Here is a 14,538-nt window from a genome sequence, read left to right on the forward strand (position 1 = left end):
GTTATGGCTCAAATGACAATGATCCAAGCGATTACTGATGCGATGCGCGTTGAAATGAAGCGCGACGAGAAAGTACTTCTTTTCGGAGAAGACGTTGGTAAAAACGGTGGGGTCTTCCGTGCAACGGAAGGTCTCCAAGACGAGCTAGGCGAAGACCGCGTCTTCGATACGCCACTCGCTGAGTCTGGTATCGGTGGTCTCGCGATTGGTCTTGCACTCACAGGCTTCCGTCCAATCATGGAAGTTCAATTCTTCGGATTCGTATTCGAAGTGTTTGACTCAGTTGCTGCCCAAATGGCACGTATGCGTTACCGTTCAGGCGGCGCTTACAGCCAGCCGGTTACAATCCGTTCACCGTTCGGTGGCGGCGTTAAAACACCAGAACTTCATGCGGACAGCCTTGAAGGATTGATGGCTCAGACACCTGGTCTTAAAGTCGTCATCCCGTCAACACCGTACGATGCAAAAGGTCTTTTGATCGCGTCAATCCGTGACAACGACCCAGTCGTATTCCTCGAGCACATGAAACTTTACCGTTCGTTCCGTGGCGAAGTACCAGAAGGCGACTACACGATCGAGCTTGGAAAAGCAGACGTGAAACGCGAAGGTACCGACGTTTCGATCATCACATACGGTGCGATGGTTCATACTTCACTCAAAGCAGCTGAAGAGCTCGAAAAAGAAAACATCAACGTCGAAGTAATCGACCTCATGACAATCAGCCCGCTTGATATTGACACAATCGTCGAGTCAGTTAAAAAGACTGGCCGCGCGATCGTCGTTCAAGAGGCACAGCGTCAAGCAGGGATTGCGGCTAACGTCGTAACTGAAATTCAAGAACGCGCGATTCTTCACCTCGAAGCACCAGTGCTTCGTGTAACTGCACCAGACACGGTCTTCGCTTTCGCACAAGGTGAAGATGCATGGTTACCTGACCATAAAGATGTCGTTGCAAAAGTTAAAGAAGTTATCAACTTCTGATCGTGTTCATTTAACGATGAGGGAGAATTGTCTCCCTTGTCGTGTTTACATGATTATTCGATAGGAGGAAAAACCAGTGGCAGTATTTGAATTTAAATTACCAGACATCGGTGAAGGAATTCACGAAGGTGAGATCGTCAAGTGGTTCGTCAAAGCAGGGGATACAGTGAAAGAGGATGACATCCTCCTCGAAGTTCAAAACGACAAAGCCGTCGTTGAGATTCCTGCTCCGGTCGACGGAACAGTCAAGGAAGTTAAAGTCTCTGAAGGAACAGTTGCTATCGTCGGCGACGTCCTCATCACGTTCGACATCGAAGGTGACGCACCAGCCGGTGAAGAAGAAGCAGCTCCTGAACAGCCAAAAGCTGAAGAGAAGACAGAAGACATTCAAGAAGACGTGAAAGAAGACGGTCCACGTGAAGTTCAACTTCACAAGTCTGAGCGCGTCATCGCCATGCCTTCGATTCGCAAGTACGCTCGTGAAAAAGGCGTCGACATCCGCGAAGTCAAAGGAACTGGCGACAACGGTCGCGTTCTTAAAGAAGACATCGATGCGTTCGCAAACGGTGAAGCACCGACAGCGGAAGCTACAACAGAGAAAACAGAATCTGTAGCGACGGCCTCGGCTGCGAAGACGGAAATCAAGCCTTACGAGTCAGCTACACCTGAACTCGAAACGCGCGAGAAAATCCGTGGTATCCGTAAAGCGATCTCGAAAGCGATGGTCAACTCGAAACATACGGCTCCGCACGTAACACTCATGGACGAAGTCGATGTCACGAAACTTGTCGCACTCCGTAAAGAGTTCAAACAAGTCGCGGCTGACCAAGGCGTGAAACTCACGTACTTGCCATTCGTCGTCAAAGCATTGACAGCGGCAGCGAAAGCTTACCCAACGATCAACGCGTCAATCGACGATGTAAACGAAGAAATCGTCTACAAAAACTACTACAACATCGGTATCGCAGCTGACACGGATAACGGCCTCGTCGTTCCTGTCGTCAAAGATGCGGACCGTAAATCAGTCTACGCACTTGCAAACAACATCAATGAGCTTGCTGGCAAAGCCCGTGAAGGCAAACTTGCTGGGGACGACATGAAAGGCGGATCGATCACAATCACGAACATCGGTTCAGCTGGTGGACAATGGTTCACACCTGTCATCAACCACCCGGAAGTTGCAATTCTCGGTATTGGCCGCATTGCTGAAAAAGCTGTCGTCAAAGACGGCGAAATTGTCGCAGCACCAGTGCTCGCACTTTCATTCAGCTTTGACCACCGTCTCATCGATGGTGCGACTGCTCAAAACGCGCTCAACATGGTCAAACGTTTGCTTCAAGATCCAGCACTTCTAATGATGGAGGGATAATAACATGGTAGTAGGAGAATTCGCACAAGAAACTGATTTACTTGTCATCGGCGCCGGTCCTGGTGGATACGTCGCAGCAATCCGCGGCGCACAACTTGGACTCAAAGTTACAATCGTTGAAAAAGGCAACTTTGGCGGTGTCTGCTTGAACGTCGGTTGTATCCCATCTAAAGCTTTGATTACGGCTGGACATAACTTCCAGCACGCTAAAGGTCACTCGTCAATGGGAATCACATCTGACAACGTGTCAGTTGACTTCACGAAAGTCCAAGACTGGAAACAGTCGGTCGTCAACAAATTGACTGGAGGCGTCAAAGGTCTTTTGAAAGGCAACAAGATCGAGATCGTTCAAGGTGAAGCGTTCTTCGCAGCTGAAGACACAGTTCGTGTCATCACAGAAGATAGCTCAACTCCTTACAAGTTCAAGAAAGCGATTATCGCGACTGGTTCGACACCAATCGAGATTCCATCGTTCAAATGGTCAAAACGCGTTCTTTCTTCAACTGGCGCATTGGCTCTTCCAGAAGTTCCGAAAAAGCTCGTCGTCATCGGTGGCGGCTACATCGGAATGGAACTTGGGACAGCGTATGCGAACTTCGATACTGAAGTCGTAGTCGTTGAAGGCGCAAGCGACATCTTGTCTGGCTTCGAGCCACAAATGACGCAAATCGTCAAAAAGAAACTCAAACAAAAAGGCAACGTCACGATTCACACGAACGCTCTTGCAAAAGGTGTCGAGGAAACGGAAGATGGCGTTATCGTGAAGTTTGAAGTGAACGGCGAAGAACAGACTGTTGAAGCGGACTACGTCCTCGTCACAGTCGGACGCCGTCCGAACACTGGCGACATCGGCCTCGAGAATGCTGAAGTTAAAATCAGCGACCGCGGCATCATCGAGATCGACGACCAGTGCAAGACGTCGAACGAAAACATTTATGCAATCGGGGACATCGTACCAGGACCACCGCTCGCACACAAAGCTTCTTACGAAGCAAAAGTTGCAGCGGAGGCAGCTGCAGGTAAGCCGGCTTACCTCGACTACTCAGCAATCCCAGCGGTCGTCTTCACTGACCCTGAACTTGCGACAGTCGGTTACACAGAACCGCTCGCTAAAGAAGAAGGACTCGATTTCACAGTATCGAAATTCCCATTCGCAGCGAACGGTCGTGCCCTCGCTCTCGACGAGCCAGACGGCTTCATGAAGCTCATCACGCGTAAAGAGGACGGTCTTTTGATCGGTGCTCAAATCGCGGGTACAGGCGCTTCTGATATGATTGCCGAGCTTGGTCTCGCCATCGAAGCAGGCATGACAGCTGAAGATATCGCGCTTACAATCCACGCTCACCCATCACTCGGTGAGATGGCAATGGAAGCGGCAGAAATCGCAATGGGTATGCCAATCCACGTCGTCAAGTAACACAAAAACTCTCTCGCTACTCGCGAGAGAGTTTTTTCATGTAGTGAACCGTGCGCTCGACTTCTTGAAAACCGATTCGTTCATGGAAATGTTGACTACCATTATTGTCAATCTCCGTATCGGAGGCGAGTTCATCACAGCCTTTTGAGCGAGCATATGATGCGGCAGCCTCGACGAGCCGGGTCGCAACGCCCTGTTCACGTAAGGACGCGTCAACGTATATGCCTTCTAAGAACGCGGTCGGGGAAGAGGTGGCGCCGGGGACGTAGTCGTGCCTGAAGCTGAGCTGGCAAAATCCGACCGCCGTGTTGTCGGTCGCCAAAAAATAATGCATCTTGCCGGAACGCAATCCGAGCCGTAGTTCTGCCGTCAACTCGATCAACGGGGCGTCGGGCCAGAGCGCTTGCATGAGTTTCAATAGTGCCGCTTCGTCCCGTGCGTTTGCTTTTCTAATCTGCATGCATCGTCCTCCCTAGGTTTCATAAGTTCAGTATAAAGGAAAATAACTTATGAAGTCAGAAAGGAGGGAATAATCATGGCGTTTGATGAAGAGTTATTATATACCGTTTCCGAGACGAGCCGCGTTCGTTTTACGGGCATTGAAACCGAGACGTCTCGTTATGATTTCGGATTTGTCTACACGCACCAGTTCATGGGGAAAGTACTCGTGGTCTGCATGCAGACCGGACAGTCAGCCCTTCTCGATATGCATGCGCTCGAAGAACCAAGGCAGCTTTACCCGATGCTTGGAATCAATTTGTACGACACGGACCATGTGGCTGAATTTTTGCGTCTTTGTCTCGAGGAAGGGACAAAAGACGAAAAAACTTCAGAGTCACCTCTTGAAAAAATGTAAGCGTTTTCTTATAATGAATAGTAGGGGAAGCAATTCGATCATCATAAGCATCTTTTCTTCTGATGGTACGAAAGCGAGCCGGTCAAATTGACCGGCTCGCTTTCGTTTAGCGGATTGCTTTCGTTTGTTGGATAACTTTAATCATTTGCAGCGACTCGTCTTCAAGGCCTTGGACCGGTAAGCCGGCTTCGATGTTGGCCGTGATGTATTCGAGAGTGGACGCCGTGATCAATTCTCCTGGAATGATGATCGGAATCCCTGGTGGATACACCATGATGAACTCAGCCGAAATTCGTCCGACAGCGTTCTCGAGCGGAATCGTTTCCGTCTCTTCGTAGAACGCGTCGCGTGGGCTGAGCGCGAGTGGTGGGATCTCGGGGAGCATGATCGATAAAGAATCGTTCCCAGACTGCTTATACACCGATACGACATCGTGCATCGCATCGACAAGTGCTTGAATCGTCGACTCATCGTCGGCACTCGTCACGATGAAGAGGACGTTCAATAAGTCGGACATCTCGACTTCGATGCGGTGATGTTCGCGCAAATATTTCTCGATTTCAAATCCGGTAATTCCAAGCTCACGAACCGATACGAGTACTTTCGTCTCATCTAAGGCGTACGTCGACTCAGAATGGAGCTCAGAGTGGCCGTAGACCGATAAATGCGGCATGTTGTTGATGGCGACGCGTGCCATTCGTGCGAGCGTGAGGGCGCGTTCGTTCATGGCCTCACCTTTTGTCGCCAATTGGCGCCGGGCTGCGTCGAGCGAGGCGAGAAGTAGGTAAGACGTCGACGTCGTCGTAATCATCGAGAGCATCGCGTGGATCCGCTCTGGAGAGACAAGACCGCGGCGTACGTTCAAAATCGAGCTACCTGTCATCGAGCCACCGAGCTTATGCACGCTCGTCGCAGCGACGTCTGCGCCCGCTTGCATCGCCGACAGAGGGAGCTCGTCGTGGAATGGCAAGTGGACACCGTGCGCTTCGTCAACGAGTACAGGGACGTCCTGAGCGTGAGCAACGGCGACGATACGTTCGAGGTCACCAGCGACACCGAAGTACGTCGGGTTGATGACGAGGACGGCTTTCGTGTCAGGATGCAGCTCGAGCGCGCGCTCGACAGCGCTTGCCGTGATGCCGTGTGCGATCCCGTACGTTTCATCATATTCAGGATGAATGAATACAGGATGGGCTCCGGTCAAGACGAGCGCTGACATGACGGATTTATGCACGTTACGCGGGACGATAATTTTTTCGTTCGGCCCGACGACGCCCATGATCATCGCCATGATGGCGCTCGATGTGCCTTGGACCGAGAAAAATGTCTCGTCAGCACGGAACGCTTCAGCAGCGAGACGCTCGGCTTCAGCAATCGAAGCTTTCGGATGATGCAAGTCATCAAGTGGAGCGATGTTGATCAAATCGATTTTTAAAGCGTTTTCGCCGATGAAGTCACGAAATTCGGGATCCATTCCTTTTCCGCCTTTATGACCAGGAATATGGAACGCAATCGGATTTGTGTTGACGTGTTTGAGCAACGTCTCAAATAGCGGCGTGTCGAGCTGTGTAGACCCTTTAATTTTCAATAGTAAGCCCTCCTTGAAGTCAGCGTTTGTATGGGATCGGTCGTTTACGTATACTAAGTTTCTTTACCCGATGAATGATTGGTCTGCTATGCAGAAAAACGATGCAACAAAAAAACTATAGAGATTTCCAAGTCAACTTGCAATAGTTTTTTTTGTTGATACAATGGTTGTCGAGGTGAAGAATATGCAAATCAACTATCCAATCAATCCGGACTGGACGACAGAAGAACTGATCGAAGTCGTCGAGTTCTATAATCAAGTCGCACTCGCCAACGAAGGCGGCGTCGATCGGGAAGAATTTTTAGCAACGTATCGGTCGTTCAAACAAATCGTGACATCAAAGTCAGAAGAGAAGCAACTGAGCGCTGTCCACGATGAGCAGACCGGATACTCTACCTATCGTACGGTCCAAGCGGCCTTGAAATCAAATACTAAGATTATCAGGTTGTAACAAATGAATTGCAGGAACCGACGAATCTGTCGGTTGCTGCTTTTTTTAGTTAGTACCTTAAGAAATAGGGTACATATCACTAAAGGTTATTTAAGGTTTAGGACCGGTTGAAGTGGGAATATATCCACTAAGATAAAAAATTCAAAATAGTCAGACAATTTTCTTCTTTTTTGAATCTCATCTGATATACTCAATTCAACTTACTAAACCGTAACTTGTAGCCCAACAAAAAGGAGTGTGGCATCTCATGAAACAAGTGATTGAGGCATTCAAAAGAAAAGACGCAGAAAAACGGATTCCGGTGCTGCGCCTAGAGATTGATTATGAATTGGCAACACTCTTCGATGCAATGGCGTCACAAGACGATGCCACTGTCCAGGCTAGCAAGCATCGGTTAGAGAAGTACCGCCAAGAACTTTTGCGTCTCGAAGCCTGACCCACAACCTCTCATTCAACCAGTATTCCACGCGAATGCTGGTTTTTGTTTGCTATAATACATAGAGAGGTGATAAATATGTTGGAATGGTTTGCGATTGATCTAATCAAACAAGCAGGGGAATATATCCGTCAACAAATCGATGAAAGTTATCGGATCGAGCGGAAGACAGGTAAAGGGGACTTGGTCACTGAAATCGATCGAGCGGTCGAACAACTGATTGTCGACCGTATCCGAGCGGCGTATCCGGAGCATCAGATTGTCGGAGAAGAAGGCATCTCGACACAGCCTGACAAGTTGACAGGGACGGTTTGGTTTGTCGATCCGATTGACGGGACGCTCAATTTTATTCATCAAAAACGGATGTTCGCCATCTCGATTGCGATTATGGTCGATGAGGTCGTCGAGTATGGATTCGTCTATGATGTGATGGCTGACGAGCTGTTCGTTGCACGGCGTGGTTATGGGGCGACGCTCAACGGACGGAAGTTGCCGCAGCTTCATGAACATCACGTCCGTGACGCATTTTTGAGTATGAATGCGACGTGGGTGACTCCGAACCAACAGATTGCACCGGAAGTGTTGGCACCGATCGTCCGTGACGCTGTCGGGACACGAGCGCACGGGGCCGCCTCACTCGAACTGGCTTGGGTTGCGGCCGGAAGGGTCGATGGCTATATCACGATGCGCAATATGCCGTGGGACTACGCGGCCGGAAAACTACTCGTCGAAGAAGTCGGGGGCCGCGTCGTCTCTTTATACGGTGAACCCGTCAGCTATAAAGGGAAGACATCGGTCCTCGGCGGGAGCGAGACGTTCGTCAAGGACGTCATCAAACATTACGTCATCGCCAAAAACGTGACGCCTGAAGTGAGGCCAGACCTTGCGATCGAACCGAACAAAACGTACGACCGTGTGCGTGATTTGCTCGTCTTGGCGAATCCGAACGAGGCGATGGTGCAAGCGCAATACGCACAGGGCACGACATTTGAGGCTTTACTCGGCGGGGAACTCGTCGGGGCGTATATGCTCGTCCGTCGCAGTGCGGAATCGGTCGAACTCGTCAACATCGCCGTCAAACCGGATCGTCAAAACCAAACGATCGGGCAACGGATGCTCCAAGACGCCATCCGTCGGGCGGCTAGCGGAAGTGCGAGCGAACTGCTCGTCTGCACGGGCAACTCAAGCATCGTCCAGTTACGCTTCTATCAACAAGCCGGATTCCGTTTTGCTTCTGTCGAACGCGATTATTTTTCGAACCATGGCTACGAGGCGATCGAAGAAGACGGCCTCGTGTTGCGAGACCGCATCTGCTTGACGCGAGAACTATAAAACAAGGCCCAAGGCGCTCGCCTCGGGCCTGTTCGTTATGGACGCCGGTCTGCTAGGACACGGCGGCGCAAGTTGATGCCGAAGAATGTAGCGACCGCGCTCAACGCGAGACTGCCAACGATGATGGCGGTACTCGCTTCGGCGACACCGATGCCGATACCGACAAAACCGGCGACGACGGCGATTGCGATCAAGACGAACATGAGTTGCATCGAGATTCCCCCTTTTTTTCTTGGCTCTATCCCATTGTAAGCAAAATCAGCGCAATTGGAAACGGTAACAGACTATATAACGTGACAAAGGTGGTAGCACCTGTGCTATACTCTTTAAGTTGAATACAAAGTTGAAACTTTTCAAATAAGAGAGGAATAACTACATGAATTTAAGAACTAACCTCCGTAACGTAGCCATCATCGCCCACGTTGACCATGGTAAAACAACGTTAGTCGATGAACTATTGAAACAGTCTGGTACTTTCCGGACAAACGAAATGGTAGCAGAGCGCGCCATGGACTCGAACGATATCGAACGTGAGCGCGGGATCACAATCCTCGCTAAAAACACGGCAATCGATTATAAAGATACTCGCATCAACATCGTAGATACGCCAGGACACGCCGACTTCGGTGGTGAAGTTGAGCGGATCATGCGTATGGTTGATGGCGTTATTCTTGTTGTCGATGCACGTGAGGGCTGTATGCCACAAACACGCTTTGTATTGAAGAAAGCACTTGACCAAGGACTTCGCCCAATCGTTGTCGTCAACAAAATCGACAAAGCGATGGTCCGTCCGCTCGACGTCGTCGATGAAGTCGTAGACTTGTTGATCGACCTCGGAGCAGATGAAGATCAACTTGAATTCCCTGTCGTCTATACGTCTGCAGTCAGCGGTTCAAGTTCGTTCGATCCTGATCCTGAGAAGCAAGAAGATACAATCACGCACGTACTCGATACGATTCTTGAGAACACACCGGCACCAATCGACAACTCGGATGAGCCGCTTCAGTTCCAAGTCACGATGCTCGACTACGATAACTACCTTGGTCGTATCGGAGTCGGTCGCGTCTTCCGTGGGAAAATCAAAGTCGGAGACCAAGTCTCACTTTGCAAAACGGACGGATCGATCAAACAACTTCGCGTCACGAAGCTATTCGGTTACTTCGGACTCAAACGTGTTGAAATCGAAGAAGCTAAAGCTGGTGACTTGATCGCCATCGCCGGGATGGAAGACATCAACGTCGGTGAAACGGTCACACCGGTCGGTAAAGAAGAGCCGCTTACGCTTCTTCGCATCGATGAGCCAACGCTTCAAATGCGTTTCATGACGAACAACTCTCCATTTGCAGGACGCGAAGGCGATTTCGTGACAGCGCGTAAAATCGAAGAGCGTTTGATGAAACAACTTGAGACGGACGTTTCGCTCCGTGTCGAAAACACAGACTCGCCTGACCAATGGGTCGTATCAGGACGCGGTGAACTTCACCTCGGTATCTTGATCGAGAACATGCGTCGCGAAGGGTACGAGATCCAAGTTTCGAAACCACAAGTTATCATCCGTACAGCTGAAGACGGTACGAAAATTGAGCCTTTCGAGCGCGTCATCATCGACGTACCGGAAGAGTACACAGGTTCAGTCATGGAATCGATCGGTCTCCGTAAAGGTGAACTCGCGAACATGAACACGAACGATAACGGTCAAACTCGTATGGAATTTATCGTTCCTTCACGTGGTCTCATCGGATATCGTAACGAGTTCTTATCGGCGACACGCGGATACGGAATCTTGAACCATACGTTCGAAGAGTATCGTCCGTTCATTCCTGCTGACATCGGCGGTCGCCGCAGCGGTGTCATGGTTTGTATCGAAGCTGGTAAGTCAACGGCTTACTCAATCGGTGCACTCGAAGACCGTGGGACGATCTTCATCGAACCAGGTACAGATGTATACGAAGGCATGATCATCGGTGAATGTAACCGTGACGTCGATCTCGCGATCAACGCCGTCAAAGGGAAACAGTTGACGAACATGCGTGCATCATCGAAAGACTCGACACAAGTCTTGAAACGTCCGCGCGTCTTCTCGCTTGAAGAGTCGCTTACGTTCTTGAACGATGACGAGTACTGCGAAATCACACCGCTCTCGATTCGACTCCGTAAAAAGGTCTTGAACAAGAACGAACGTGAAAAAGCTGACAAGCGTCGTAAACTTGGTAAAGAATAAGTAGAAAAGGGAGCGCCGAGGCGTTCCCTTTTATTTTGATTCGTGTAGAATAGACGTGTAGGAAACAAAGGGGGATTATTTGCCTTGAAAGCTTCTCAAACGATGGACATTACCCAAATCGACGTTCCGTGGATCGCCTCGCTATTAGGTGTCGGCAGTGACGCGGACGACTTTTCGGTCGGCTTTAACGCCTTGATCATCACGGTCATCTTATTGACGTTGCTCGTCTTTAAATTAGGTTTTGCCAAACAACTCGCGTGGTGGAAAGCGCTCATCGTCTACATCATTCTCGCGCTCGGAGCGGGGACGATGGCGCTCGTCTTCTTCACGTGGCCGATCCCGGAAGTATTGGTTGTCATGGCGGTCGTCCTAGCCATTTATCGGGGCCGCCTCTGGTGGAACCGCCGTCAAGACCAAGTCAATGAACCAACCTAAAAAATGGACGCCCCGTTGACGGGACGTCCATTTTTGTTACCATCTTCGCTTTTGGCGAAACGATGGATATAGGTGGAATTGGCCTGTTGCCGCACGCTCAGCCGTTCGTTCCGTAATGCGTGCATGACACTCTTGGCACATGTAAGTTTTAGCAGGTTTATTGCGAAGTCGTTTCGCTTCGAACGACCACGAATCAATCGTATCGACTTTATCACAAAGAGAGCACTTTACGCGCATGGTCTCACCTTCCTCTCCGTTGATTATAGCATGATTTCCAGATAGAAAAGCAGGGAAAGAAGTCATTAAGGGCGAATCCATTTCATATACCCGTTTAAGAAGGAGGGGAGTGCATGGCGAGTAAAGCAACGTTCGAACTTTCCCGGGCGCAACAAGAAACGTTAAACGAGATGCCGTTGACGTTTCTCGTCGCGTTTGATGAAGCGAAGCGGTGGCCGACCACCCACGCCATCAGTTGGGTGCAGGCGACCGATCGACAGACAGTCCGATTTGCCCTGACAAAAAACTCGCATCTGATTACGCTGTTGACAAGCGAAAAGACGGCGGGGCTCATCTTTTTAGAGGACGGTCTCGCTTACAGTGTGACGCTCTCGCACGTCCATGAATTTGAACCGACTGTGAAACCTGGACTGCACCTTCGCTTTTTTAAAGGTTCGGTCGAAGAAGTCCGCAACATCTCCTTTTACGGGGCGACGTTCGGGCAACCGGACATCGTCAAGACGTACGATATCGAAGCGGCGGAAAAATTGGACCGAGAAGTGAAGGAAAGCTTGAACTCTTGAACACCAACAATTTTCGAGGGGCGGCAAACTTTATGAAAAAAACGTATGTGCTCGATACGAACGTACTTCTACACGACCCACTCTCACTCTTTCAATTCGATGAGCATGACGTCGTCATCCCGGCCATCGTCCTAGAAGAACTCGATGGAAAAAAACGAAACATGGACGAGCTTGGCCGTAACGCCCGAGAAACGGCGCGTGTGCTTGACCAGCTCCGATCGACCGGCAAACTTCATGACGGGGTGCCGCTCGAGAATGGCGGCCATCTCTTTGTTGAAATCGGCCATGAACATACAGTCGACTTCCCGTTTGACGTCATGACGAATGACAACCGGATTTTGACGGTCGCACTCGGCTTGATGAAACAGTATGAGCATGATCACAACCGGAAAGTCGTCGTCGTCTCAAAAGATATACTGGTCCGTGTCAAAGCGGACGCAATCGGCATCGAAGCCGAAGATTATTTGACAGACCATATCGTCGACACGACGAATCTGTACGCCGGCTATCGAGAAATCGAGGTCGATCAGGCGATAATTGATGAATTCTATCAAGTTCGCCAGCTACCGACGTCGGCTTTTTCAAAAAACCAACTGTACCCGAACTCATTTGTCATCTTAAAGAGTAACGTTTCGAAAGCGAGCGCACTCGCGGTCGTCGATCCGTTACAACCGATCGTTCGACCGTTATCGCTCGACGCCGAGCACGTCTGGGGCATTCATCCGCGGAACGTGCAACAACGAATGGCGCTCGATTTACTGCTTCGTGACGATGTTCCGTTCGTGACGCTCCTCGGGAAAGCCGGGACCGGGAAGACGCTCCTCGCTCTCGCGGCGGGGCTTGCCCTCGTCGAGGACGAACGTCGCTTTAACAAGCTCGTCGTGGCGCGTCCGGTCGTGCCGATGGGCAACGACATCGGATACTTGCCGGGTGAGATGGAAGATAAGCTTCGTCCGTGGATGCAGCCGATCTATGACAATCTTGAATTCTTGTTTAATGCCAACTCGAAAGACGAGCTCGGAAATATCCTCGCCGGCATCAAATCGATTCAGCTCGAGGCGCTCACATATATTCGGGGGCGAAGTATGCCGGATCAGTTCATCATCATCGATGAAGCGCAGAACTTGACGAAGCACGAGATTAAGACGATTTTGACCCGGGTCGGGGAGAATTCGAAGATCGTTCTCGTCGGCGATCCATATCAGATCGATCATCCGTATTTAGATGAATATTCGAACGGACTCTCGTACGCCGTCGAGCGGTTCAAAGGGCAAAACGTATTCGGTCACGTCCAACTCATCAAAGGCGAACGCTCGTCGCTCGCCCGGTTGGCGGCCGATTTGCTATAGAAATAGACGCCGAGCGTAAGCTCGACGTCTATTTTGTGTTTGGGTGGAGCAAAACTTGGACGTTCGCTTTCTCAAGCAACGCGTTCGTCAACATGATCAAACCGGTCACGATGAAGAGCGCGGAGAAGCCGAAGTGGGCGACGATTTGTGAGCCGAACAACGGTCCGAGCAGGTTGCCCATGAACTGGGCCGACTGGTTGTAAGAAAAAATCCGTCCTGTCGCGTGACTCGGTGTATGTTTCCTTAGCAGCGACTGCACCGACGGCATGAGTGCCGCGGTCGCGAAACCGAGGCCGAAGCGCAACATGACGAGTTGCGTCGTCGACGTCACGAACGCCTGAGGAATCAAGAACGCAGTGTAAACGATGAGCGCCCAAAACAAAATCCGTTCCGGACCGTGCCGGTCTGACAGCCGTCCGAGATGTTGCGCGGACAGGAGGGCGGCCACCCCCGGTGCTGAAGCGACGATCCCCGCGATGAACGCGAGGGAAGTCGTGTACGGGTTCAGTTCACGGACGTACAGTGTCAACAGTGGTCCGATTGACTGCGTTGAAAACTGTATTAAAAACGTCGTCAAAAACAAGCTGAAGACGAGTTGAGGATGACGGAGCGAGGCAATGATCGACTTTGTCGAATCAAGTCGCTCGCGCGCCACCGGGACGAAATCTTCTTTCACGAACAAGAGTGTGATTAAAAACGTGACGAAGAGTGCGCTGCCGGTAAAGAGAAAAACGGGTCGAAGCCCAATCCAGTCTGCGAGCAATCCACCGATCAATGGACCGAGGAGTCCGCCGGTGATGCCACCGGTCGACAACGTGCCGAGCGCCCAGCCGCTTTTCTCTTTTGGTGTCTGTGAGATGACGAGAGTGATGCCGGCCGAGATGAATCCGGAGACGGCACCCATGATGAGTCGTAAACCGACGAGTTGATAAACGTCTTGCACGAAGCCGATCAAGAACATGACGACGGCCATTCCGAGGCTCGCCCGAATCAACATGAGCTTGCGCCCTTTCTGGTCAGCGAGTCGGCCCCAAAGCGGGGAGACGATGGCGGCCACGAGGAAAGTGGCGCCGAAAGCGACGGCGGACCAGGTGACGACGTGGTCAGGGTTGGTCACGCCGAGCTCTTCGATAAATAAGGGCAGGAACGGCAAGACGAGGCTCATCGAGGCGGCCGTCAAGAAGCTGCCGATCCAAACGATGATCAAGTTCTTTTTCCATAAAGGTATCGTAAGCGTCACGCCCTTTCTACATAGAGTATATTTCGATATCACACATGTTACACTTTGTGAAGTAAAAAGTCC

16 protein-coding genes are annotated in these 14,538 nt (G+C 50.7%); 11 read left to right on the forward strand and 5 right to left on the reverse strand.

Features of this window, described 5'->3' with window-relative positions; all coding sequences use genetic code 11:
- The first annotated feature begins 3 nt into the window (after positions 1–3).
- The 3 genes from A6395_RS14035 to lpdA all read left to right on the forward strand — a co-directional run bounded on the left by A6395_RS14035 (position 4) and on the right by lpdA (position 3,767).
- Positions 4–981, forward strand: a complete 978-nt coding sequence (locus A6395_RS14035; protein ID WP_070327596.1) for an alpha-ketoacid dehydrogenase subunit beta — start codon at positions 4–6, stop codon at positions 979–981.
- A gap of 76 nt (positions 982–1,057) precedes the next feature.
- Entirely contained in the window at positions 1,058–2,350 is a 1,293-nt protein-coding gene (locus A6395_RS14040) for a dihydrolipoamide acetyltransferase family protein (protein ID WP_071399521.1), read from the forward strand.
- Between the two features lie 4 nt (positions 2,351–2,354).
- Entirely contained in the window at positions 2,355–3,767 is a 1,413-nt protein-coding gene (lpdA, locus tag A6395_RS14045) for a dihydrolipoyl dehydrogenase (protein WP_071399522.1), read from the forward strand.
- Positions 3,768–3,783: 16 nt separating this feature from the next.
- On the opposite strand, the gene aac(6') is transcribed toward lpdA, so the two are convergent.
- Complete coding sequence (gene aac(6'), locus A6395_RS14050) at positions 3,784–4,227, reverse strand: aminoglycoside 6'-N-acetyltransferase (protein ID WP_071399523.1); 444 nt, start codon at positions 4,225–4,227, stop codon at positions 3,784–3,786.
- A gap of 75 nt (positions 4,228–4,302) precedes the next feature.
- On the opposite strand from aac(6'), the gene A6395_RS14055 reads away from it, so the two are divergent.
- Complete coding sequence (locus A6395_RS14055; protein ID WP_070327592.1) at positions 4,303–4,623, forward strand: DUF3055 domain-containing protein; 321 nt, start codon at positions 4,303–4,305, stop codon at positions 4,621–4,623.
- Between the two features lie 106 nt (positions 4,624–4,729).
- On the opposite strand, the gene A6395_RS14060 is transcribed toward A6395_RS14055, so the two are convergent.
- On the reverse strand, positions 4,730–6,211 hold the full coding sequence (locus tag A6395_RS14060; RefSeq protein WP_071399524.1) for an aminotransferase class I/II-fold pyridoxal phosphate-dependent enzyme: 1,482 nt from the start codon (positions 6,209–6,211) through the stop codon (positions 4,730–4,732).
- A 184-nt stretch (positions 6,212–6,395) separates the two neighbouring features.
- Between A6395_RS14060 and A6395_RS14065 the strand changes: the two genes are divergently transcribed.
- The 3 genes from A6395_RS14065 (at position 6,396) to A6395_RS14075 (ending at position 8,430) form a co-directional block, all read left to right on the forward strand.
- Positions 6,396–6,662, forward strand: coding sequence for a UPF0223 family protein (locus A6395_RS14065; RefSeq protein ID WP_070327590.1), 267 nt, complete (start codon positions 6,396–6,398; stop codon positions 6,660–6,662).
- 247 nt (positions 6,663–6,909) lie between these two features.
- A complete protein-coding gene (locus tag A6395_RS14070; RefSeq protein ID WP_015881266.1) occupies positions 6,910–7,098 on the forward strand; it encodes a hypothetical protein in 189 nt (62 codons plus the stop codon).
- A gap of 78 nt (positions 7,099–7,176) precedes the next feature.
- Positions 7,177–8,430 carry an inositol monophosphatase family protein gene (locus A6395_RS14075; RefSeq protein ID WP_071399525.1) on the forward strand — a complete coding sequence of 418 codons (1,254 nt, stop codon included), beginning with the start codon at positions 7,177–7,179 and terminating at the stop codon, positions 8,428–8,430.
- Between the two features lie 35 nt (positions 8,431–8,465).
- On the opposite strand, the gene A6395_RS16120 is transcribed toward A6395_RS14075, so the two are convergent.
- Positions 8,466–8,642 carry a DUF5325 family protein gene (locus A6395_RS16120; RefSeq protein WP_167615659.1) on the reverse strand — a complete coding sequence of 59 codons (177 nt, stop codon included), beginning with the start codon at positions 8,640–8,642 and terminating at the stop codon, positions 8,466–8,468.
- A gap of 164 nt (positions 8,643–8,806) precedes the next feature.
- On the opposite strand from A6395_RS16120, the gene typA reads away from it, so the two are divergent.
- Together typA and A6395_RS14085 are read left to right on the forward strand one after the other, a co-directional pair.
- Positions 8,807–10,651 (forward strand): translational GTPase TypA, encoded by a 1,845-nt coding sequence (gene typA / locus A6395_RS14080; protein WP_070327588.1) that lies wholly within the window; start codon positions 8,807–8,809, stop codon positions 10,649–10,651.
- 102 nt (positions 10,652–10,753) lie between these two features.
- Positions 10,754–11,086: a YlaH-like family protein gene (locus A6395_RS14085; protein ID WP_071399530.1), complete on the forward strand. Its 333-nt coding sequence runs from the start codon at positions 10,754–10,756 to the stop codon at positions 11,084–11,086.
- A gap of 36 nt (positions 11,087–11,122) precedes the next feature.
- Here the strand turns inward: A6395_RS14085 and A6395_RS15805 are convergent, their stop codons facing one another.
- Positions 11,123–11,323: a YlaI family protein gene (locus A6395_RS15805; protein WP_083273976.1), complete on the reverse strand. Its 201-nt coding sequence runs from the start codon at positions 11,321–11,323 to the stop codon at positions 11,123–11,125.
- A 113-nt stretch (positions 11,324–11,436) separates the two neighbouring features.
- Between A6395_RS15805 and A6395_RS14090 the strand changes: the two genes are divergently transcribed.
- Together A6395_RS14090 and A6395_RS14095 are read left to right on the forward strand one after the other, a co-directional pair.
- Complete coding sequence (locus tag A6395_RS14090) at positions 11,437–11,886, forward strand: PNPOx family protein (protein WP_071399526.1); 450 nt, start codon at positions 11,437–11,439, stop codon at positions 11,884–11,886.
- Between the two features lie 32 nt (positions 11,887–11,918).
- On the forward strand, positions 11,919–13,235 hold the full coding sequence (locus tag A6395_RS14095; RefSeq protein ID WP_071399527.1) for a PhoH family protein: 1,317 nt from the start codon (positions 11,919–11,921) through the stop codon (positions 13,233–13,235).
- A 28-nt stretch (positions 13,236–13,263) separates the two neighbouring features.
- On the opposite strand, the gene A6395_RS14100 is transcribed toward A6395_RS14095, so the two are convergent.
- Positions 13,264–14,463, reverse strand: a complete 1,200-nt coding sequence (locus A6395_RS14100; RefSeq protein ID WP_071399531.1) for a multidrug efflux MFS transporter — start codon at positions 14,461–14,463, stop codon at positions 13,264–13,266.
- Positions 14,464–14,538: the final 75 nt, after the last annotated feature.

The sequence above is a fragment of the Exiguobacterium sp. SH31 genome (assembly GCF_001816105.1).
GTDB lineage: Bacteria > Bacillota > Bacilli > Exiguobacteriales > Exiguobacteriaceae > Exiguobacterium > Exiguobacterium aurantiacum_A.

Excerpts from the sequence above, each read along its gene's own strand:
- A6395_RS14085 (WP_071399530.1), top strand. The coding sequence starts at position 10,754 with ATGGACATTACCCAAATCGACGTTCCGTGGATCGCCTCGCTATTAGGT.
- A6395_RS14075 (WP_071399525.1), top strand. The coding sequence starts at position 7,177 with ATGTTGGAATGGTTTGCGATTGATCTAATCAAACAAGCAGGGGAATAT.
- A6395_RS14090 (WP_071399526.1), top strand. The coding sequence starts at position 11,437 with ATGGCGAGTAAAGCAACGTTCGAACTTTCCCGGGCGCAACAAGAAACG.
- A6395_RS14070 (WP_015881266.1), top strand. The coding sequence starts at position 6,910 with ATGAAACAAGTGATTGAGGCATTCAAAAGAAAAGACGCAGAAAAACGG.
- A6395_RS14055 (WP_070327592.1), top strand. The coding sequence starts at position 4,303 with ATGGCGTTTGATGAAGAGTTATTATATACCGTTTCCGAGACGAGCCGC.
- A6395_RS14035 (WP_070327596.1), top strand. The coding sequence starts at position 4 with ATGGCTCAAATGACAATGATCCAAGCGATTACTGATGCGATGCGCGTT.
- typA (WP_070327588.1), top strand. The coding sequence starts at position 8,807 with ATGAATTTAAGAACTAACCTCCGTAACGTAGCCATCATCGCCCACGTT.
- A6395_RS14065 (WP_070327590.1), top strand. The coding sequence starts at position 6,396 with ATGCAAATCAACTATCCAATCAATCCGGACTGGACGACAGAAGAACTG.
- A6395_RS15805 (WP_083273976.1), bottom strand. The coding sequence starts at position 11,323 with ATGCGCGTAAAGTGCTCTCTTTGTGATAAAGTCGATACGATTGATTCG.
- A6395_RS16120 (WP_167615659.1), bottom strand. The coding sequence starts at position 8,642 with ATGCAACTCATGTTCGTCTTGATCGCAATCGCCGTCGTCGCCGGTTTT.
- lpdA (WP_071399522.1), top strand. The coding sequence starts at position 2,355 with ATGGTAGTAGGAGAATTCGCACAAGAAACTGATTTACTTGTCATCGGC.
- A6395_RS14095 (WP_071399527.1), top strand. The coding sequence starts at position 11,919 with ATGAAAAAAACGTATGTGCTCGATACGAACGTACTTCTACACGACCCA.